Source organism: Inquilinus ginsengisoli (genome assembly GCF_050434925.1).
GTDB lineage: Bacteria > Pseudomonadota > Alphaproteobacteria > DSM-16000 > Inquilinaceae > Inquilinus > Inquilinus ginsengisoli_B.
Genome location: NZ_JBNDJK010000001.1, coordinates 4,838,619 through 4,857,153 on the forward strand (window position 1 = coordinate 4,838,619; position 18,535 = coordinate 4,857,153).

At 69.4% G+C, this 18,535-nt stretch carries 16 protein-coding genes and 1 pseudogene; 9 read left to right on the forward strand and 8 right to left on the reverse strand.

Annotated elements, in window-relative coordinates; all coding sequences use genetic code 11:
* Positions 1-16: 16 nt before the first annotated feature.
* Positions 17-742, reverse strand: a complete 726-nt coding sequence (locus QFZ27_RS23110; protein WP_429228814.1) for a hypothetical protein — start codon at positions 740-742, stop codon at positions 17-19.
* Between the two features lie 158 nt (positions 743-900).
* Between QFZ27_RS23110 and QFZ27_RS23115 the strand changes: the two genes are divergently transcribed.
* Positions 901-2,394 (forward strand): CoA-acylating methylmalonate-semialdehyde dehydrogenase, encoded by a 1,494-nt coding sequence (locus QFZ27_RS23115; RefSeq protein WP_429228815.1) that lies wholly within the window; start codon positions 901-903, stop codon positions 2,392-2,394.
* 133 nt (positions 2,395-2,527) lie between these two features.
* Here the strand turns inward: QFZ27_RS23115 and QFZ27_RS23120 are convergent, their stop codons facing one another.
* Positions 2,528-3,151 (reverse strand): FMN-dependent NADH-azoreductase, encoded by a 624-nt coding sequence (locus QFZ27_RS23120; RefSeq protein WP_429228817.1) that lies wholly within the window; start codon positions 3,149-3,151, stop codon positions 2,528-2,530.
* 123 nt (positions 3,152-3,274) lie between these two features.
* Here QFZ27_RS23120 and QFZ27_RS23125 point away from each other — a divergent pair, with 123 nt between their 5' ends.
* From QFZ27_RS23125 to QFZ27_RS23145, 5 genes and pseudogenes are all read left to right on the forward strand, one after another.
* Positions 3,275-4,291, forward strand: a complete 1,017-nt coding sequence (locus tag QFZ27_RS23125; protein ID WP_429228818.1) for a LysR substrate-binding domain-containing protein — start codon at positions 3,275-3,277, stop codon at positions 4,289-4,291.
* Between the two features lie 62 nt (positions 4,292-4,353).
* Positions 4,354-5,184: an ABC transporter substrate-binding protein gene (locus QFZ27_RS23130; protein WP_429228819.1), complete on the forward strand. Its 831-nt coding sequence runs from the start codon at positions 4,354-4,356 to the stop codon at positions 5,182-5,184.
* A gap of 2 nt (positions 5,185-5,186) precedes the next feature.
* Positions 5,187-6,203: a FecCD family ABC transporter permease gene (locus QFZ27_RS23135; protein ID WP_429232483.1), complete on the forward strand. Its 1,017-nt coding sequence runs from the start codon at positions 5,187-5,189 to the stop codon at positions 6,201-6,203.
* Positions 6,203-6,643 (forward strand): annotated as a pseudogene (locus QFZ27_RS23140) (ATP-binding cassette domain-containing protein); the annotation flags it as partial. The gene QFZ27_RS23135 and the pseudogene QFZ27_RS23140, both read left to right, overlap by 1 nt.
* A gap of 91 nt (positions 6,644-6,734) precedes the next feature.
* Positions 6,735-6,995, forward strand: coding sequence for an ATP-binding cassette domain-containing protein (locus tag QFZ27_RS23145; protein WP_429232544.1), 261 nt, complete (start codon positions 6,735-6,737; stop codon positions 6,993-6,995).
* Here QFZ27_RS23145 and QFZ27_RS23150 read toward each other — a convergent pair.
* Positions 6,992-9,331, reverse strand: a complete 2,340-nt coding sequence (locus QFZ27_RS23150) for an LPS-assembly protein LptD (RefSeq protein WP_429232484.1) — start codon at positions 9,329-9,331, stop codon at positions 6,992-6,994. The genes QFZ27_RS23145 and QFZ27_RS23150 overlap by 4 nt on opposite strands.
* A 140-nt stretch (positions 9,332-9,471) precedes the next feature.
* The gene (locus tag QFZ27_RS23155; RefSeq protein ID WP_429228821.1) at positions 9,472-11,070 is read right to left on the reverse strand and encodes a DEAD/DEAH box helicase; all 1,599 of its coding nucleotides are present in this window, start codon (positions 11,068-11,070) and stop codon (positions 9,472-9,474) included.
* A 168-nt stretch (positions 11,071-11,238) separates the two neighbouring features.
* On the opposite strand from QFZ27_RS23155, the gene QFZ27_RS23160 reads away from it, so the two are divergent.
* The 3 genes from QFZ27_RS23160 to QFZ27_RS23170 all read left to right on the forward strand — a co-directional run bounded on the left by QFZ27_RS23160 (position 11,239) and on the right by QFZ27_RS23170 (position 14,175).
* Positions 11,239-11,781 carry an isochorismatase family protein gene (locus tag QFZ27_RS23160; RefSeq protein WP_429228823.1) on the forward strand — a complete coding sequence of 181 codons (543 nt, stop codon included), beginning with the start codon at positions 11,239-11,241 and terminating at the stop codon, positions 11,779-11,781.
* On the forward strand, positions 11,778-12,482 hold the full coding sequence (locus tag QFZ27_RS23165; RefSeq protein ID WP_429228825.1) for an alpha/beta fold hydrolase: 705 nt from the start codon (positions 11,778-11,780) through the stop codon (positions 12,480-12,482). Before QFZ27_RS23160 ends, QFZ27_RS23165 begins: the two co-directional genes overlap by 4 nt.
* Positions 12,483-12,855: 373 nt before the next feature.
* Complete coding sequence (locus tag QFZ27_RS23170; RefSeq protein WP_429225272.1) at positions 12,856-14,175, forward strand: IS4 family transposase; 1,320 nt, start codon at positions 12,856-12,858, stop codon at positions 14,173-14,175.
* A 232-nt stretch (positions 14,176-14,407) separates the two neighbouring features.
* Here the strand turns inward: QFZ27_RS23170 and QFZ27_RS23175 are convergent, their stop codons facing one another.
* The 4 genes from QFZ27_RS23175 to parE form a co-directional block, all read right to left on the reverse strand.
* A complete protein-coding gene (locus QFZ27_RS23175; protein ID WP_429228827.1) occupies positions 14,408-15,043 on the reverse strand; it encodes a hypothetical protein in 636 nt (211 codons plus the stop codon).
* A gap of 146 nt (positions 15,044-15,189) precedes the next feature.
* Positions 15,190-15,738, reverse strand: coding sequence for a hypothetical protein (locus QFZ27_RS23180; RefSeq protein ID WP_429228828.1), 549 nt, complete (start codon positions 15,736-15,738; stop codon positions 15,190-15,192).
* Positions 15,739-15,798: 60 nt separating this feature from the next.
* Complete coding sequence (locus tag QFZ27_RS23185) at positions 15,799-16,320, reverse strand: hypothetical protein (protein ID WP_429228829.1); 522 nt, start codon at positions 16,318-16,320, stop codon at positions 15,799-15,801.
* Between the two features lie 139 nt (positions 16,321-16,459).
* Positions 16,460-18,442 (reverse strand): DNA topoisomerase IV subunit B, encoded by a 1,983-nt coding sequence (gene parE, locus QFZ27_RS23190; RefSeq protein WP_429228831.1) that lies wholly within the window; start codon positions 18,440-18,442, stop codon positions 16,460-16,462.
* Between the last annotated feature and the right edge of the window lie 93 nt (positions 18,443-18,535).

An 18,535-nucleotide genomic window follows, 5' to 3' on the forward strand; every position in this document is an offset into this window, starting at 1 on the left:
AGCCGGCCCCTCGAGGTCAGGGGAAGGCGCAGACCTCGTTGGTGACGCGGACGAAGCTGCGCTCGCCCTCGACCAGGCTGAAGCGGTACTCCTTGTCGCCGGCCACGATGGTCTGGAACAGCGGCAGCACGCCGGTGGCGGTGGCCTGCTTGCCGTCGATGCCGCGGAAGTTGACGGTCACGCTCTTGGCCGGGTCGAACCAGGACTGCGCCTTGCCGTTGTCGTCCACCGCGCTTTCGCCGCGGCCGGTCACGGCGATGGTGTTGTTGGCGAAGGCGACCGAGCTGTTGGATCCGGCGGCGTTCTGGGTCGGCAGGATGAAGCGCTTGCTCTCGCCCGGCTTACAGTCGCGCGGCGCCGCAGCCTGGTCGATGTAGAAGGCCAGGCGCTGCGGGTCGAGCCCGGTCTGCAGCCGCTGCGCCACCTTATCGGCCAGCTCGCGATAGGTGCCGGTCGGCACCTCGCGCTCGAATCGGGCCATCAGCTCGCGGTACTGGATCTGTGCCGTCTGCGCCGCCGCCTGCAGCCGCACCCGATCCTGCTCCAGCCCAGTCTTGTCCTGGGACAGCGTGCCGACCTGGCCTTGCAGCGTCGCGATCTGGCCGCGAGTCCGCTCGACCCCGATCTGGTAGGCGAAGGCCGCCACCACCACCAGCACGGTGATCGAGAAGAAGACGCGGATGATCGCGCCCCAGACGCGCCGCCGGTAGCGACTCTCCGGATCGTAGAGACCGAGACCCATGAACCCTATCCTGACCCTTTGCCGGCGGACGCCGCCGCCGTAGCATGGCCCGACTGTTACGACAGCGAGCCCCCGGCCGCCAAGCCCGTCGCAACGGGCGCGGCAAATCGGTGGGCTGTCCGACCTGTCGACGAGAGAGAATTCTGGAGGAGCGCAGCGTGGATTCGATCCATCACTTCATCGACGGCAAGGCCGCGCCCGGCCGCAGCGGCCGGGCCGGGGACGTGTGCAACCCGGCAACCGGCGAGGTCTCGGGCCGCGTCGACTTCGCCTCGGCCGAGGAGGTCGCCGCCGCCATCGACTCCGCCCGCAAGGCGCTGCCCGGCTGGGCGGCGACGCCGACGGTGATCCGCGCCCGCGTCATGTTCCGCTTTAAGCAGCTGATCGAGGAGAACATCGAGGAACTGGCGCGGCTGGTGACGGCGGAGCACGGCAAGGTGCTGTCCGACGCCAAGGGCTCAATCCAGCGCGGCCTCGAAGTGGTCGAGTTCGCCTGCGGCATCCCGCATCTCTTGAAGGGCGAGTTCAGCGAGAATGTCGGGCGCGAGATCGACAGCTTCTCGATCCGCCAGCCGGTCGGCGTCTGCGCCGGCATCACGCCGTTCAACTTCCCGGTGATGGTGCCGCTGTGGATGTTCTCGGTCGCCATCGCCTGCGGCAACACCTTCGTGCTGAAGCCGTCGGAGAAGGATCCGTCCGCCGCCAACTGGCTGGCCGCCAAGCTGCTCGAGGCCGGCGCACCTCCGGGCGTACTGAACGTGGTGCATGGCGACAAGGTCGCGGTCGACACGCTGCTGACCCATCCGGGCGTCGCGGCGGTCAGCTTCGTCGGCTCGACCGCGATCGGCGAGTACATCTATGCGACCGCGGCGGCCCACGGGAAGCGGGTGCAGGCGCTGTGCGGCGCCAAGAACCACATGGTGGTGATGCCGGACGCCGACCTGGACAAGGCGGTCGACGCGCTGATGGGCGCGGGCTACGGCTCGGCCGGCGAGCGCTGCATGGCGATCTCGGTGGCGGTCGCGGTCGGGGATGTCGGCGACAAGCTGATCGCCAAGCTGGAGCCGAAGGTGCGGGCGCTGAAGGTCGGCCCCGGCACCGACCCCGAGGCCGAGCTGGGGCCGCTGGTGACCAGGCAGCACTACGACAAGGTGCGCGGCTATGTCGACATCGGGGTCCAGGAGGGCGCTAAGCTGGTGGTCGACGGCCGCGGCCTGAAGCTGCAGGGCTACGAGAACGGCTATTTCGTCGGCGGCTGCCTGTTCGACAATGTCGAGCCGAACATGAGGATCTACCAGGAGGAGATCTTTGGCCCGGTGCTGTCGGTGGTGCGGACGCCGGATTTCGCGACCGCGCTGGACCTCGTGAACAAGCACGAATACGGCAACGGCACCGCCATCTTCACCCGCGACGGCGACGCGGCGCGGACCTTCGTCAGCAACTGCAATGTCGGCATGGTCGGCGTCAACGTGCCGATCCCGGTGCCGATGGCGTTCCACAGCTTCGGCGGCTGGAAGCGCTCGGCCTTCGGCGACCTCGGCATGTACGGGCCGGACGGAGTGCGCTTCTACACCAAGCTGAAGACGGTGACCGAGCGCTGGCCAACCGGCATCAAGGGCGGCGCCGAGTTCACCATGCCGGTAATGCGCTGAGGCCTGAGGATTGAACGGGCGCCACCCATTTTCCTGTCATCGCCAGGCTTGACAGGAAGGGGTAGATGGCTCCGAGCAAAGCGGCGAGGCGGGCCTAAGCTCGCCTCGTTGCGTTGCAGGCAGGGGTGGTGCCTCAGGCCGCGACGGCCAAGCCTGGCGACGCCTTGGCCTGCTGGTGCGCCTCGGCGACGGCGCGGTCGCGGTGCTCCGGCCCGTAGCCCAGGCCCTCGGCGCGGACGAAGTCGATGTCGGTGACGCCGATGAAGCCGAGGATGGTGCGCAGATAGGCCTCCTGGTGGTCCAGCGCCTCCAGGCCCGCGGTGTAGATGCCGCCGCGCGAGGAGGCGACGATCACCTTCCGGCCGCCGGCCAGGCCGACCGGGCCGGTTTCGGTGTAGCGGAAGGTGCGGCCGGCCTGGGCCAGCCGGTCGATCCAGGCCTTCAGCTGGGTCGGGACCGCAAAATTGTACATCGGCGCGCCGATCACCACGACATCGGCCGACAGGAACTCCCCGACGATCGCGTCGATCAGCGCCCGTTCCTCGGCCTGAACCGGCGTCAGCTCGCTGTCCTTGCCGAACTTGATCACCGCCAGGCGCTCGGCGGTCAGGTGCTCCGGCGCGTCGGCGACGAGGTCGCGGTACACTAGCTCGGCCTGCGGGTAGCGGGCGCGCCAGGCCTCGACGGTCGCCTTCGTCAGTTGGCGCGATACCGAGGCGTCGCCGAGCGGGCTGGAATCGATCTGCAGAATCTTCATGGACCCCTCCATGGGTGCGAATGACAGTGCCATTGCATGTACGGATGGAGGCAATCCGCCTGTAGTCTGGATTTTCACGATGGATCGTTCTATCTGTGAGACAATTCATTCCGGGTGACGGCCATGCTCGACCTCAACGACCTCCGCCTCTTCGCCAAGGTGGCGCAGCTGGGCGGCTTCACCGCCGCCGGCCGGGCGCTGGGCCTGCCCAAGTCGCGGCTCAGCCGCCGGATCGCGGCGCTGGAGGAAGGGCTGGGCGTCCGGCTGCTGCAGCGCTCTACCCGCCGGCTGTCGCTGACCGATGTCGGCGAGACCTTCTTGCGCCACTGCGAGACCATGCTGGCCGAGGCCGAGGCGGCAGAGCAGGCGGTGGCGCAGGCGCGGTCGGAGCCGAGCGGGCTGATCCGCGTCACCTGCCCGCAAATCCTGGCGCAGACCATGATCGCGCCGCTGATCAACAGCTTCCTGGCCGCCCATCCGGCGGTGCGCATCGCCATGGAGCTGACCGGCCGCCGCGTCGACGTGATCGACGAGCGGGTCGATCTGGCCTTCCGCGTGCGCAGGCCGCCGACCGAGCCCTCCGACGTCGTGGTGCGGGTGCTGTCCCAGACCCGGGCCGTGGTGGTCGCCGCCCCGGCGCTGCTGGACCGCATCGGCCGCCCGATGGAGCCGGTCGACCTGATCCGGCTCGGCACGCTCGACCTGCACCATGCCGACGGCCGCCATGTCTGGACCCTGCTCGACGCGGCGGGGGCGCCGCAATCGGTGCCGCATGTGCCGCGGCTGGCCAGCGACGACATGTTCACCCTGCGCCAGGCCGCGATCGACGGGCTCGGCGCCGCGCTGCTGCCGGACTACATCTGCCGGCCGGCGATCGAGGCCGGACTGCTGCAGCATGTGCTGTGGGACTGGCGCGTGCCGGAGGGCGAGGTGCAGGCGGTGTTCGCCTCGCGCCGCGGCCTGGTGCCGGCGGTGCGGGCCTTGGTCGACCATGTCGTCCGCTGGGTGCCGCGGATGGTGGCGATCTGCGACAGCCAGCTGCGCGAGGAGGACCGGCTGCCGCCCTACGCCGATTCCGGCGCCAACGCCGCCGCGCTCGGCCTCGATGCGCTGTTGACCGCCCGGCCGGCGCCCCACTAGCGTCGCCGCAATGCGTCGCCCCTGCCGCGGGGCAGAGCGAGGTTCAATTCCGGGGCCTGGATTTGCGGCTGATCCGATCCGTCCTGCTCCTTCTGGTGATCGCCCTCGCAGCCATGCCCGCGATGGCCCGGCCGCATCGAGTCGTCTCGCTCAACCTCTGCGCCGATGCGCTGGTGCTGCGCCTTGCCGACCGTGCCGATGTGCAGTCGGTGAGCTGGCTGGCGCGCGACCCGGAGAATTCGGTGGTGGCGGCCGAGGCGGCCGCGGTGCCGGTCAATCACGGGCAGGCGGAGGAGGTGGCGGCACTGCGGCCGGATCTGGTCGTGGTCGGCGCCTTTACCGCCCGCCGCACGGTGGCGCTGCTGCGCCGCCTGAACATGCCGATCCTGGAGCTCGGCGTGCCGAAGGACCTGGACGCCGTCCGCGCCCAGATTCGCCAGGTGGCGTTGGCGCTGGGCCAGGCAGAGCGGGGTGAGCGGATGATCGCGGCGATGGACGAGCGGCTGGCGGCCATCCGCAGCCCGGCATCGCCGCCGTTGGCGGTGGTGCTGCGCCCGAACGGCTTCACCGCCGGTCGCGGCTCGCTGGTCGACGAGATCCTGCGCCGGGCCGGCGTGCGCAACTTCGCCGCCGAGCAGGGGTTGGAGAATTATGGTGAGATCCCGCTGGAGCGCGTGGCGCTGTCCGGGGTACGCCTCTTGATCCTGAACCAGCCGGAGAACCGGGCGCCGTCGCTGGGCGAGGCGATGCTGGACCATCCGATCCTGTCCGCGCTGCCGGAGCTGCGCCTGGTCCGGGTGCCGGCACGCCTGTGGACCTGCGGCGGTCCGGAGGTGGCTGACGCCGCCGCCCTGATCGCCGCCGCCGCCCGCGGGGCGGAGGAGGGGCCGTGACCTTGGGCGCCACACCCCGCCAAGCCGCGGCGCCGCCCTACGCGGTCCTGGTCGCCGGCCTCGCCCTGGCCGCTCTGGCCTGCTTGGCAGGGTCGATCGCCATCGGCTACGCGCCGCTGGACCTCGCATCCGCGGCCGGCGACCTGCTGGCCGGGCGGCAGAGCCTGCCGGTGCTGGTGCTGCTGGAGCTGCGGCTGCCGCGGGCGCTGCTGGGCCTGCTGGTCGGGTTCAGCCTCGGTCTCGGCGGCGCCGCGATGCAGGGGCTGCTGCGCAACCCACTGGCCGAGCCGGGGGTGATCGGCGTCTCGGCCGCGGCGGCGCTCGGCGCCGTGCTGGTATTCTACACCGGCCTCGCCGGCAGCTTCGCTTTGGCTCTGCCGCTGGGCGGCATCGCCGGGGCGGTGCTGGCGACGCTGATGCTGCTGGCCCTGGCCCGGCGCGGCGCCGGCACCATGACGGTGATCCTGGCCGGCGTCGCCATCAGCAGCGCTGCCGGCGCCCTGACCGCGCTGGCGCTGAACCTGTCGCCGAACCCCTATGCGGCGCTGGAGATCGTGTTCTGGCTGATGGGATCGCTGGCCGACCGCAGCCTGCAGCATGTCTGGCTGGTGCTGCCGCCGATGGCGATCGGCTGGGCCCTGATCCTGGCCGGGGCGCGGGCGCTGGATGCGCTGACCCTGGGCGAGGACACCGCGTCCAGCCTGGGCTTCGACCTCGGCCGGCTGCGGTTGCAGCTGATCGCCGGCACGGCGCTGGCGGTCGGCAGCGCCGTGGCGGTGACCGGGGCGATCGGCTTCGTCGGCCTGGTGGTGCCGCATCTGCTGCGGCCGCTGGTCGGGCACCGGCCGGGGCTGCTGCTGCTGGTCAGTGGCCTTGGCGGTTCGGTGTTGCTGCTGCTGGCCGACATCGGGCTGCGGCTGGTGCGGGTGCAGCCGGAGCTGAAGCTGGGCGTCGTCACCGCGGTGATCGGCGCGCCCTTCCTGTTCAGCCTGATCTGGCGGCTGCGGCGGAGCGCCTGATGCGGATCGATGCCACAGGGCTCCACCTCGCGCTCGGCGGCCGCCCGGTGCTCGCCGGGATCGATCTGGCGCTAGGGCCGGGCGAGCTGGTCGGGCTGATCGGGCCGAACGGTGCCGGCAAGACCACGCTGCTGCGCGTGCTGGCCGCGCTGCAGGTGCCGGATTCGGGAACGGTAAGTTATGACGGCCTGGCGGCACGACAGCTCGGTCACGACCGGCTGGCGCGGGCCCTGGCGGTGCTGATGCAGGGCGACGAGGTGCAGTGGCCGCTGCGGGCCGATCATCTGGTGGCGCTGGGGCGGCTGCCGCATCGCCGGGCGCTGGGCGGCATGTCGGCGACGGATCACGACGCGGTAGCGCGGGCCCTCGAAGCGGCGGATGCGGCGCATCTGCGGCTGCGCACGGTCGCCACGTTGTCGGCCGGCGAGCGGATGCGGGTGCTGTTCGCCCGGGCGCTGGCGGTCGAGGCACCGATGCTGTTCGCTGACGAGCCGGTGGCGGCGCTGGACCCCGTTTCACCAGCTGCAGATCATGGAGCTGCTGCAGGCCCGGGCGCGGGCCGGGGCGGGCGTGCTGGTGGTGCTGCACGACCTGGCGCTGGCCGGCCGGTTCTGCGACCGGCTGGTGCTGCTGCAGGACGGCCGCGTGCTGGCCGACGGCGCGCCGGACGCGGTGCTGATCGACGACCATCTGCGCCGCGCCTATGCGGTGGAAGTGCAGCGCGGCGAGCGTGACGGGATCGGCTATGTCCTGCCCTGGACCCGCATCGCGACACCGGAGCAGGGACGCTAAGTGCCCGCGGCGCGGCTCTGCTCGCCGCTCAGCTTCACCGGCACCTCGCCGAGATTCTTCAGACTCAGCGTCAGGAAGAAGGAATAGCCCTCCTTCTGATCCTCTGCGGTGGTGAACCGGCGTTGCGCGGTGACGCCGAAGGTGAAGCATTCGTCCTGGTACTGCGCGCCGACATTGTAGGTAAACGGCCGCATGTTCTGGATGTCGTAGGTCATCCCGGTCGACACCGACCAGTAGTCCGAGACCTTGGCGGTGCCGCCGGCGCCGAGCTGCTGCTGGTTGAAGATGTTGCCGTCGTCGTCCGGGCCCTTGTCGTCCAGCAGGCTGTAGTTGACGTTCAGGTTCAGCCAGTCCAAGGGAGTCGTGCTGGCCTGGACGAATTGCCGGCGGCTGTAGAAATTGTCCTTGTCCAGCCGGAACCGCCAGTCGAGGTTCAGATACGGCGCCGGATGCAGGGTGACGCGGCCGACATAATCCGACACCTTGTCGCGCAGGCCGGAGCTCTCCGGGAAGTCGTCATCCTTCTCGAACCGGTAGCTCTGGCCCAGGAAGAAGGTGGCGTTGGCGCCGTCCGGCGCGTAGAGGCCGTAGCGGAAGCCGTAGGAGACGTGCTGGCCGCCCTCGACCCGGTCGAGGCCGGGGAAGCGATTCTCGCTGAACAGGTTGATCTCGTCGAACTCGATGTCGGCGCTGTCGTTGTTCGGGATCTTGTTGCCGTTGCTGATCTCCGGCGCGACGCTGAAGCTGACGATCGGCTCCAGCAGCTGCTGGTAGGTGCCGATCTGGCCGACGAAGGGGTAGCGCGCGGTCAGCGTGGCGACCGGGAAGAGCCGGGCGGCGCTGGCGTCCCGGGTCAGCACCTCGTCGGGCCCGCCATCGACCACCTTGGTCCCGTCCGGCATGTCGCTCGACTGGTACAGGTCGCCGCGCAGATAGCCGCGTGCGTTCAGCACGATGCCGCTGTCGGTGTAGAAGTCGCGCTGCCAGCCGACCTGGCTGGACAGGCGGCGGGTGTCGAGGCCGCGGGTAGGATCGCTGGTCACCGGATCATAGTCGCGCAGCAGGCTGATGGCGCTGGCGTTGACGAACCATTGGCCGCCGAACACGGTGTTCGGCTCGCTGACGTAGTTGGCCTGGGCCCAGGGCAGGATGGTGGGCGAGAAGCCCTTGCTGCCGATCCCGGTGCCGGGGGTGCGCAGGTCCTGCCAGTCCAGCGCCTCGACCGAGATGTAGCTCAGTCCGTAGAAGCCCTCGGCATAGGCGCGGCTCTGCAGCACGTCGGAGCCGGAGATGCCGAAGTTGTCGAGATAGGTCCGGTCCGAGGTGCGCTGGATATCGGTCCCGAACCGCCAATTCTGGTCGAAGTCGTAGCGGGCGGAGCCGAAGAGGTGCCAGCGGACCTGTTGCGAGCGGAAGTTCAGGTTGCTGCCGTTGAAGCCTGAATTGTCGTTCAGGATCTTGTCGTAGCCGCTCTGGTTGATGCTGCCGTTGAGGGTGACGAGGCCCTTGTCGAAGCGCTTGCGGTACTCGCCGCTGAACAGCGTGCCGGCATCGCGCGTGACCATGGTGCCGACCGTGGCGTCCTGGTCCGGCGAGATGTCGAAATAGTACTGCAGCCCGAAGAACGGCCCGACATCTGAGGTCGCGCCGAAGGTCGGGAACAGGAAGCCCTGACGCCGGTCGACCGAGGGGTCGGGCATCGAGAAATACGGCGTGTAGAACAGCGGCACGCCGAACAGGTCGATGAAGGCGTCGTGGTAGATGATGTCCTTCGCCACCGCGTCGTTGGTCACCCGCACGGCGCGGATCTGCCACAGCGGCGGCGCCGTGGGATCGTCCTTGCACAGGTTGCAGGGCGAATAGACGGCGCGGTCGATGGTGGTGATCTCGCCGCGCTCGCGCACCGCGCTGTTGCCGACCATGCGCGAATTGTCGGACAGGATCAGCGACACCTGCTGGATGAAGCCGTCCTTCAGGTCGTCGGTCAGCTCGGCATAGTCGCCGAACAGGACCTCGCCGCCCGGCTGCACCATGGTGACGTGGCCGCTGGCGGCGACCACCTGGGTCTTCTGGTTGTAGGTGACCTGGTCGGCCCGGACGATCTGGTGATTCTGGTGAATCTCGACCTTGCCGCGGGCGGTGACGAGACCGAGGGTCTGGTCGTAGATCAGCTCATCGGCGCTGATCACCGGGGGCTGCTGCTGCCCGGCCGGCGTATCGGGCCGCGAGGGTATCTCCGCGGCCGGTGCGGCAGGCTGCGTCTGCTGCTCCGCGGCCGGTGTGGCCGGCTGCTGCTGGCCCTGGTCCTGGGCGGAGGCGCCGATCGACGTGAGCATAGCGGTCACGGAAACGGCGCCGAGAAAGGTCGATAACCGATTGATTCGCTTCACTGCCGCTTCCATGCTCCGACGCGAGCTGTCGCCCCTTGTGCCGAAAGCGAAGGGGCGAAGTCAACGCCGGTCACGGCAGTGCGAACCTAGGCGGCGGTTTCAGTGACCTCCGCCGCACTGCGCTTGCGCTGCGGCACGGGGCGCAGCAGGAAGGCCGGGACGTGGTCGCCGAGGCCGAGCACCGGCGTATCGTCGTGATCTTCGCGCGGCGAATGGCGCCGATCGCGGCCCCGATCCTCGCTGCGATCGTCGCGGCGCGGACGGTCCGGCACCGACCGTGGACGGTCTTCGCCGCGGTGGGATGCGACCGGAGCGGGCTCCGCCTGGTGCAGCTCGTCGCGACGGGAGTCGGCCTGACGGGGGGCGGCGGGGCGCGGCCTGCCACGGCGCGGCCGGTCCTCGACCGGAGCGCGGACCTCCTCGGCGACAGCCTGGGGCTCTTCCGTACGGCGCGGTTCGGGCGCCGAGTCGCGGCCTCTGCGCTTCGGTGCCTCGGCACGCTCGCCGCGCCGGCGGGCCTTGCCGCGCTGCTTGATTTCGTCCTCGGACAGGAAGCCCTCGATCCCGATCTCGGGCAGCACCAGCACGGGGATCTGCTTCTTGATCAGGCCTTCGATCGCCTTGACGAAGCGGCCCTCTTCGGGCGTCGCTATCGAATAGGCCTTGCCGGTCTTGCCGGCCCGGCCGGTGCGCCCGACGCGGTGGACATAGTCGTCGGCATGGATCGGCACGTCGAAGTTGAAGACGTGGCCGATGTCGCTGACATCGAGGCCGCGGGCGGCGACATCGCTGCACACCAGCGTGGTGATCTCGCCACGCCGAAACCGGTCCAGCGTCTCGTTACGCATCGACTGGACCAGGTCGCCATGCATCTGCGCGGCGTTGAAGCCGTGGCTCTGCAGCGATTTGAACACCACCGAGACGTCGCGCTTGCGGTTGCAGAACACGAAGGCGCTCTTGACGTCCTCCGCCCGCAGCAGGTGACGCAGCGCCTTGCGCTTGTCCTCGGCCTCGACGATGACGATGTTCTGCTCGAGCAACTCGCCGGTGGTCGCCGGCGGCGCCACCGAGATCTGCTTCGGGTTGCTGAGGAAGGCCTCCGACAGGCGCCGGATCTCCGGCGGCATGGTGGCCGAGAAGAACAGGGTCTGCCGCAGCGGCGGCAGCAGGCCGACGATACGCTCGATGTCCGGGATGAAGCCCATGTCGAGCATGCGGTCGGCCTCGTCGATCACCAGGATCTTGACGTCGGCCAGCAGGACCTTGCCGCGCTCGAACAGGTCGAGCATGCGGCCGGGCGTGGCGATCAGCACGTCGACGCCGCGGTCCAGCTTCTTGATCTGGTCCTCGAAGCTCTCGCCGCCGATCAGGAGGGCGTAGGACAGCTTCTCGTACTTGCCGTACAGCTCGAAATTTTCGGCCACCTGGGCGGCCAGCTCGCGAGTCGGCTCCAGGATCAGCGAGCGCGGCATGCGCGCCCGAGCCCGGCCGGAAGCGAGGATCTCCAGCATCGGCAGGGTGAAGCCGGCGGTCTTGCCGGTACCGGTCTGCGCGATGCCGAGGACGTCGCGGCCCATCAACACGTAAGGTATGGCCTGGGCCTGGATCGGGGTCGGCGTGGTGTAGCCGACATCGTCCACGGCGCGCAGGATTTCGGGCTTCAGCCCAAGATCCGAAAAGAGCATCGTACAGGAATCTTTACTAATGGGGGCGCGCCGAGCGGCCCGCCGCAGGCCCTTTAAATGGGAAAAACCCTCGTCAAGTCAATTGAAACTATCGAGACATGCGGGCATGGCTCACCCTAGCGCGGCGCGAGTCATGCGGCCGCGGCGATGAATGAAGCGAGGTGACGAATGCTGCTCGACCGGAATGATGGCGTCCTCCTGGTGGTCGACGTGCAGGAGAAGCTGGTGCCGGCGATGCATGATTTCGCGGCGGCGCGGAAGGGAATCGAGACGCTGGTCCGCAGCGCCGTGGCGCTCGACGTGCCGGTGCTGTTCGCCGAGCAGTATCCGAAGGGGCTGGGCCCGACGCTGCCCGACCTGGTGGCGCTGGCGCCCGACGCGCCGGTGGTGCCGAAGGTCCGGTTCTCCGCGGTGGGCGAGCCGGCGCTGCTGGACCATCTCGAGGGCATCGGCCGTCGCACCATCGTGATCTGCGGGCTGGAGAGCCATGTCTGCGTGCTGCAGACCGCCTTCGACCTGCACGATGCCGGCTTCCGGCCGGTGGTGGCGATCGACGCCACCACGGCGCGGGCGCCGCGCAGCACGGCGGTGGCGGAACTGCGGCTGGTGCAGGGCGGCATCGAGATCGTGACCGCCGAGATGGTCTGCTTCGAATGGCTGGGCGAGGCCGCGACCGACGAGTTCCGCAAAGTCAGCGCCTTCCTGCGATGACCCTGCCGGTCCTGTTCCTGCCCGGCCTCTTGTGCGACGCCGACCTGTGGACGGCGCAGCTCAATGCCTTCTCGGCCGGACGGCCGGTGGCGGTGGCCAGTCTGACCGGCAGCGACTCGGTGGCCGGGCTTGCCGAGGCCGCCCTGGAAGCGGCGCCGCCGCGCTTCGCCTTGGCCGGGCTGTCGATGGGCGGCTATGTCGCGCTCGAGATCATGCGCCGGGCGCCGGAGCGGGTGGCCGGGCTGGCGCTGCTCGACACCTCGGCCCGGTCGGACACGGAGGAGCAGAGCCGCCGCCGGCGCGGCCTGATCGCGCTGGCCCGGACCGGCAAGTTCAAGGGGGTGACGCCGCGGCTGCTGCCGCTGCTGCTGCATCCCGCCCGGCTCGAGGATCCGGTGCTGACCGGGCGGGTGATGGCGATGGCCGCGCGGATCGGCCGTGACGCCTTCCTTCGGCAGCAGACCGCGATCCTGGGGCGGCCGGACAGCCGGCCGGACCTGCCGCGCATCGGCTGCCCGGCGGTGGTGGTGTGCGGCCGGCAGGACGAGCTGACGCCGCTGCCGGTGTCGCAGGAGATGGCCGGGCTGATCCCCGGCGCCGATCTCGTCGTGATCGAGGACAGCGGCCACCTCTCGACCATGGAGCAGCCGGAGGTGGTCAACGCCGCGCTGACCGCCTGGCTCGGGCGGCTGGAGGGTTAGAGCGGACCGAAGCGAGGTCGGGTCAGTGCATCCAGGCGGGGGCCGATGTCGAGCGTCGCCGGCGTCGGCGGGCAGGGGCGGGGCCTGGCCTCGACAAATGGCGAGGCCTTTTCAGAATGCCGCCCCGTCCGAGCCGATCCAGCCCTTCTATCCTCCCTCTCCCCTCGCGGCTAGCGTGCGCACACATCTTTTTGTTGCAGCAGGCGAGGCGTTGTGCTGGCTGGAGGTGGGGGCTTGAACGCTCTGAATCGTCTGTGATTCTATCCCTGCTGTTGTTGATTCGGGAGGGGTCGGCGATGGCGAGCGAGGGGCTGGGATACTTCAGGGACCACCGCCTGGAGCAAAGGGGGGGTGGATCCTGGAGCGCCTTTGCATGCGCCTCACCGCGACCATGCGCCAACTCGCCGACAACCGCGCCGAAATGGTCGCGACCACGCGGTTCTTCCGCAATCCCAAGGTGACTGCGGCCGAGATCGTCGCCACCGCCGCGGCGCAGACCGCGGTGGCGGCTGCCGGCCGGCACGTCCTGCTGATCGAGGACACGTCCGAGATCAACTTCGAGGGCAAGGCCGGCCGCAAGCGCGGCCTCGGGCGGGTCGGCAACGGCCGCGACGTCGGCCTGTTCGTCCATCCCGCCATCGCCGTCGATGCCGCCGACGGCACCCTGCTGGGGCTGGCCGGAGCGACCCTTTGGCGGCGCCACAAGGCCAAGGCCGAGGACTATCAGGCGCAGCCCATCGAAACCAAGGAAAGCCACCGCTGGATCGCGACCGTCAGGACCGCCCGCGCCGTCTTGGCCGAGACCCCGCTGGCCACCGTCGTCGCCGACCGCGAAGCCGACATCTACGAACTCTTCGCCCGCCTTCCCGAGGCCGGCCCCGATGGTCTGCACACCCATCTGCTGGTGCGCTGCCATCATGACCGGGCGCTCGCCGGCCAGGGGCGCAAGCGGCCGCGCCTGCACGACACCGTCGCCGCCTGGCCCGAGGCCGGGCGGATCGGCTTCGACCTCGACGCCCGGCCCGGCCGCCCGGCGCGCCATGTCTCCCTGGCGGTCCGCTTCGGCTCCGTCCGTCTGCGCCAGCCCGCCACCGGCGCCGATCCCAAAGACCCGCGCGACCTCACCCTCAACCTGGTCGAGGTCAGCGAGATCGACCCGCCGCCCGGCCAGACACCGATCCTCTGGCGGCTCTACACCAGCCATGTCGTGACCACCCTCGACCAGGCCGTCGCCGTGGTCGAGCTCTACCGCCGGCGCTGGATCGTCGAGCAGGTGTTCCGCACCCTCAAATCCCGGGGCATCGCCATCGAGGACAGCTTCATCGCCGATGGCGATGCCCTTGAGAACCTCGCCGCCACCGCCTTGATCGCCGCCATCCGCGTCATGCAATGCGTCCACGCCCGCGGACAGGCCGGCGCCCTCATCCCGGCCGCGCGAGTGTTCCGACCAGCCGACATGCCTGTCCTGAAGGCCTTGGTCCGATCCCTCGAAGGCAAGACCCTGAAGCAGAAAAACCCGTTCCCGCCCGAAACCCTCGCCTGGGCCTCCTGGCTGATCGCTCGCCTCGGAGGCTGGAAGGGGTATGCCTCCGAGCGTCCCCCAGGACCCATTACCATGCACAACGGCTTCCAACGCTTCGACGCTATCGCCATCGGCTTCGCCCTCGCTCAGCCTCGGCCACCTGGCAACTGAAAGATGTGTGCTCACGCTAGCCCCTCGCGGAAGGGGGCTAGGGGGAGGGGTTTGGCGCCGTCAATGCCAGCCTGAACCCTGACGCCTCGGCCATGACGGCGAGGCCTGGCCTCCGCGCATTCGCGCGCGGACGCGCGCAGACCCCTCCCCAACCCCTCCCGCAAGGGGGGGAGAGTGGAAGGCTGCGCTTGCGGATGCTGAAGGTTGGTGAAGTGGGTGAGTTCGTAGGAGCCTACCCGGTGTCCGGCGGCCTGGGCTTGCGGCCGGAGGTCGGGCGAGGCTTGGGCGGGTCCGCAGGCGGATCGTCCTCGCCATCCTTCGACGGGATGAAGCCCAGCTGCTCCATGGCCTCGTCGGCCATCTCCAGCCAGCGCTCCACCCGCACCGGCAAGCCCCAGCGCCGGCACAAGGCCGCCACCGCGACCGGGGTCCGGCTGGCTTCGATCAGCTCCACCACCTCCGGCCGCTCCAGCTGCTCGCGCACCTCGGCGACGCGGCGCTGGATCTCCTCATTGTCCTTCGACACCTCGTAGGCCGCCGCCAGCATCGCCAGCTTCACCCGCAGATCGTGGAAGTCCTCCTGCGCCGCCTCGCGCTTCGCCGCGGCCTTGCGACGCTCGTCGACCTGCCGGGACAGCTTGTCCTTGAGCAGCAGGGTCAGCCGCACCGAGCGCGCGACCGTGGCGATCCGCTGGCAATAGTCGGCGCCGGGCTGTGGCACGTGCAGCGCTTCCCGCTGCGTCGCCCGGGCGATCGACATCTGGAGCTCGACCAGCTCCGCCAGCACGCGCAGATCCCCCTCTGCCGCCGGAGCGGCCGGGGCTTCCGAGTTCGAATCGGTCTGCGCGGTGTCCATAGAACACAGCATGAACAAGATCGCAAATTAATACAAGAGAACAATGTGTTAACAACGGGATGATGCGTGATCGGATCACGCCGAAGCGATCGCGCGGAGCCCGTCCGGCATCATTCTCCAGCCCGGACGGACCGGCGCGATTCAACCCAAATCATGTTCTAGGGGAAATCCGGCCGGCCGAAGGGCACAGGCAGGACATAGGGGAAGAGCTGGACGGTGAGGTCGTGGACCAAAGCGGTGAAGTTCGGGTCGTCCAGCCCGGTCGCCTGGGCGAGATAGCCCGTCACGGCCGACTGCTCGCGGCCGAGGATACAGAAGGCGGCGCGCACCACGATCGGCCGCATCGCCGGCGCCGTGGTCCAGGTCTTCCTGTCGCACAGATTGAACGGGTTCACCGCGGGCTGGGCGTTGAACACCACGGAGACGGAATAGTTGCGGTTCTCGGTCGGCCCCGGCGTGGTGGTGAAGCGGGTGCGCGGCCCGATATAGGTGCCGGTCATGATCTCGGTCACCCGCTGGTCGAAACCCGGCGTGCCGAAGAGGTTGCCCTGGATCACGGTGCGCAGGTCGCGGCCGTCGGCGGCAGCGAACAGCTCGCCGGTCGAATACATCATGCCGAGATCGCTGCGCACGATCCGCGGCCCGGAGCAGGCGGCCAGCGCCAGCGCGGCGACGGCGAATGCGAGGGCGCGTCGGGGCAGCTTCATGGCGCTTCCTCTTCAGATCTCGCGGGGAGGGACGCCGGGCCGGCCGGCGCCCCCACACGATCAGTACGGGAACATCGCCAGCATCATGTGCTGGATCATGCTGACGAAATTCGGGTCGTCCGGCCCCTTGACGTTGCTGACATAGCCGGTGACGGCCGTGGCCTCGCCGCCGGTGATGCAGAAGGCGGCCCGGGCGGTGATCGGGCCCGGGTTCGGCGGTGCGGTCGGGATCGGGGCGCTGTTGCACAGTGCGAAGGGCGTGACGTCCGGGGACGGGTTGAACACCACCGAGACGAAATAGTCGCGCTTGGCCGTCGGGCCGGGGGTGCCGGTGAAATTGGTCTTCGGCCCGACATAGGTCCGGTTCATGACCCCGAGCACCGCCTGGTCGAAGCCCGGCGTGCCGAAGGGGTTGCCCTGGATCACGGTGCGCAGGTCACGGCCGTCCGCGGCGGCCGAGAACTCGGCCCGGGAATAGCGGATGCCGATGTCGTCGACCACCACCCGGTCGCTGGCGCAGCTGGCCAGGATCGGGGCGGCAAGAGTGAGGGCGGCGAGGGAGGGGAGGCGATGCAGGATCATATCCGTTCTCGATGCGGCGGCGTGTCCCGATGATAGGGCTCTGCGCTGGGCTCGCCAATCGGCGAGCTCCATCGTTCTACGCCGACCGTTCGGCCCGGCTTGTGCCGCAGGTCACAACCTGCGGCCGCATGCCCCAGGCTCAGATGTCGAGTTCGGTCGCCTTGTCGGCGTTCTGCTGGATGAAGCGCAGCCGCAGCTCCGGCTTGCGGCCCATCAGCTGCTCCACCAGGTCGGCGGTGCGGCGGCCGTCGATCTCGTCCTCCGGATCGTCCACCAGATCGACCCGCAGCAGCGTCCGCTTGGCCGGGTCCATGGTGGTGTCGCGCAGTTGCGCCGGCATCATCTCGCCGAGGCCCTTGAAGCGGCTGATCTCGACCTTCTTGCCGGCGAACTGGCCGGCCAGAACCTCATCCTTGTGCGCGTCGTCGCGGCAATAGACGGTGGTGGTGCCGGCCTGCACCCGGTACAGCGGCGGCTGCGCCAGGAACAGATGGCCTTCGGCGATCAGGCCGCGCATCTCCTTGTAGAAGAAGGTCATCAGCAGCGACGCGATATGGGCGCCGTCGACATCGGCGTCGGTCATGATGATGACCCGCTCGTAGCGCAGCTTGTCGCTGGCATAGTGGGTGCGGGTGCCGCAGCCCAGGGCCAGGGTCAGGTCGGCGATCTCCTGATTGCCGGCCAGCTTGTCGGCCGAGGCGCTGGCGACGTTCAGGATCTTGCCGCGCAGCGGCAGGATCGCCTGGGTCTCACGGCTGCGCGCCGCCTTGGCCGAGCCGCCGGCGCTGTCGCCCTCGACCAGGAAGATCTCCGTGCCCTCCGGCGCGTTGCGGCTGCAATCGGAAAGCTTGCCGGGCAGGCGGATGCGGGCGGTCGGGGTCTTGCGCCCGTTCTCCTTGGCCTGCTTGCGGCGCAGCCGCTCCTCGGCCCGCTCGGTCAGGAACTCCAGCAGCCCCTCCGCCGATTTCGGGTCGGCCGACAGCCAATGGTCGAAATGGTCCTTGATCGCGCCCTCGACCAGCTTGGTCGCCTCGGGCGAGGACAGCCGGTCCTTGGTCTGGCTCTGGAACTGCGGGTTGGGGATGAAGATCGACAGCAGCACCGCCACGCCGCCCATCATGTCGTCGGCGGTGATCTGGCCGGCGCGCTTGTGATTGGCGAGCTCGGCGAAGCCGCGCAGGCTGCGCAGCAGGCCGCTGCGCAGGCCCTGTTCATGGGTGCCGCCCTGCGGCGTCGGGATGGTGTTGCAATAGGTGTGGACGAAGCCCTCGTCATCGTCCTCTGGCCAGGCCACGGCCCATTCGATCTGGCCGCCGCCCTCCGGAAAGGTGGCGGTGCCGGCAAAGGCGGTCGGCGTCCGCATCGGCCGGTCGTTCAGCGCCGCCTTGAGGTAGTCGGACAGGCCGCCGGGGAAGTGCAGCACCGCCTCGGCCGGGGTGCGGTCGTCGCCGGCGACCAGCGCGGGGTCGCAGCGCCAGCGGATCTCGACGCCGCGGAACAGATAGGCCTTGGACCGGGCCAGGCGGTACAGCCGGCCGGGCTGCATCCGGGCGTCGGCGCCGAAGATCTCCGGGTCCGGGTGGAAGCTGATCGTGGTGCCGCGCCGGTTCTGCACCGAGCCGCCACGCTCCAGCGGGCCCAGCGGCAGGCCGCGGGAGTAGCGCTGGAGATAGAGCTGCCGATCCCGCGCGACCTCGATCCGCAGCTCGTCCGACAGGGCGTTGACCACGGAGAGGCCGACGCCGTGCAGGCCGCCGGAGGTGGCATAGACCTTGTTCGAGAACTTGCCGCCGGAATGCAGCGTGGTGAGGATCACCTCCAGCGCCGACTTGCCGGGGTATTTCGGATGGTCGTCGACCGGGATGCCGCGGCCGTTGTCGCGGACGGTGACGAAGCCGTCGGCGTCGAGCGACAGGTCGATCGTGTTGGCGTGGCCGGCCACCGCCTCGTCCATGGCGTTGTCCAGCACCTCCGCCACCAGATGGTGCAGGGCGCGGTCGTCGGTGCCGCCGATATACATGCCGGGCCGGCGACGCACCGGTTCCAGCCCTTCCAGGACCTCGATGTCGCTGGCGGTGTAGCGGCCGTTGGAGTTGGTGCCGGGCTCGAACAGATCTGCCATGATCCGGATTCGGGGTCTTCTCGTGGAATTGCGGGCTGCCTCCATCATATAGACGCTTCCGGCCTTCTGCGTAACCAAATCTAGGATTCTGTC

Excerpts from the sequence above, each read along its gene's own strand:
- QFZ27_RS23165 (WP_429228825.1), top strand. The coding sequence starts at position 11,778 with ATGACCCTGCCGGTCCTGTTCCTGCCCGGCCTCTTGTGCGACGCCGAC.
- QFZ27_RS23120 (WP_429228817.1), bottom strand. The coding sequence starts at position 3,151 with ATGAAGATTCTGCAGATCGATTCCAGCCCGCTCGGCGACGCCTCGGTA.
- QFZ27_RS23185 (WP_429228829.1), bottom strand. The coding sequence starts at position 16,320 with ATGATCCTGCATCGCCTCCCCTCCCTCGCCGCCCTCACTCTTGCCGCC.
- QFZ27_RS23160 (WP_429228823.1), top strand. The coding sequence starts at position 11,239 with ATGCTGCTCGACCGGAATGATGGCGTCCTCCTGGTGGTCGACGTGCAG.
- parE (WP_429228831.1), bottom strand. The coding sequence starts at position 18,442 with ATGGCAGATCTGTTCGAGCCCGGCACCAACTCCAACGGCCGCTACACC.
- QFZ27_RS23175 (WP_429228827.1), bottom strand. The coding sequence starts at position 15,043 with ATGCTGTGTTCTATGGACACCGCGCAGACCGATTCGAACTCGGAAGCC.
- QFZ27_RS23150 (WP_429232484.1), bottom strand. The coding sequence starts at position 9,331 with ATGCTCACGTCGATCGGCGCCTCCGCCCAGGACCAGGGCCAGCAGCAG.
- QFZ27_RS23155 (WP_429228821.1), bottom strand. The coding sequence starts at position 11,070 with ATGCTCTTTTCGGATCTTGGGCTGAAGCCCGAAATCCTGCGCGCCGTG.
- QFZ27_RS23110 (WP_429228814.1), bottom strand. The coding sequence starts at position 742 with ATGGGTCTCGGTCTCTACGATCCGGAGAGTCGCTACCGGCGGCGCGTC.
- QFZ27_RS23145 (WP_429232544.1), top strand. The coding sequence starts at position 6,735 with ATGGAGCTGCTGCAGGCCCGGGCGCGGGCCGGGGCGGGCGTGCTGGTG.
- QFZ27_RS23170 (WP_429225272.1), top strand. The coding sequence starts at position 12,856 with ATGCGCCTCACCGCGACCATGCGCCAACTCGCCGACAACCGCGCCGAA.
- QFZ27_RS23125 (WP_429228818.1), top strand. The coding sequence starts at position 3,275 with ATGCTCGACCTCAACGACCTCCGCCTCTTCGCCAAGGTGGCGCAGCTG.
- QFZ27_RS23180 (WP_429228828.1), bottom strand. The coding sequence starts at position 15,738 with ATGAAGCTGCCCCGACGCGCCCTCGCATTCGCCGTCGCCGCGCTGGCG.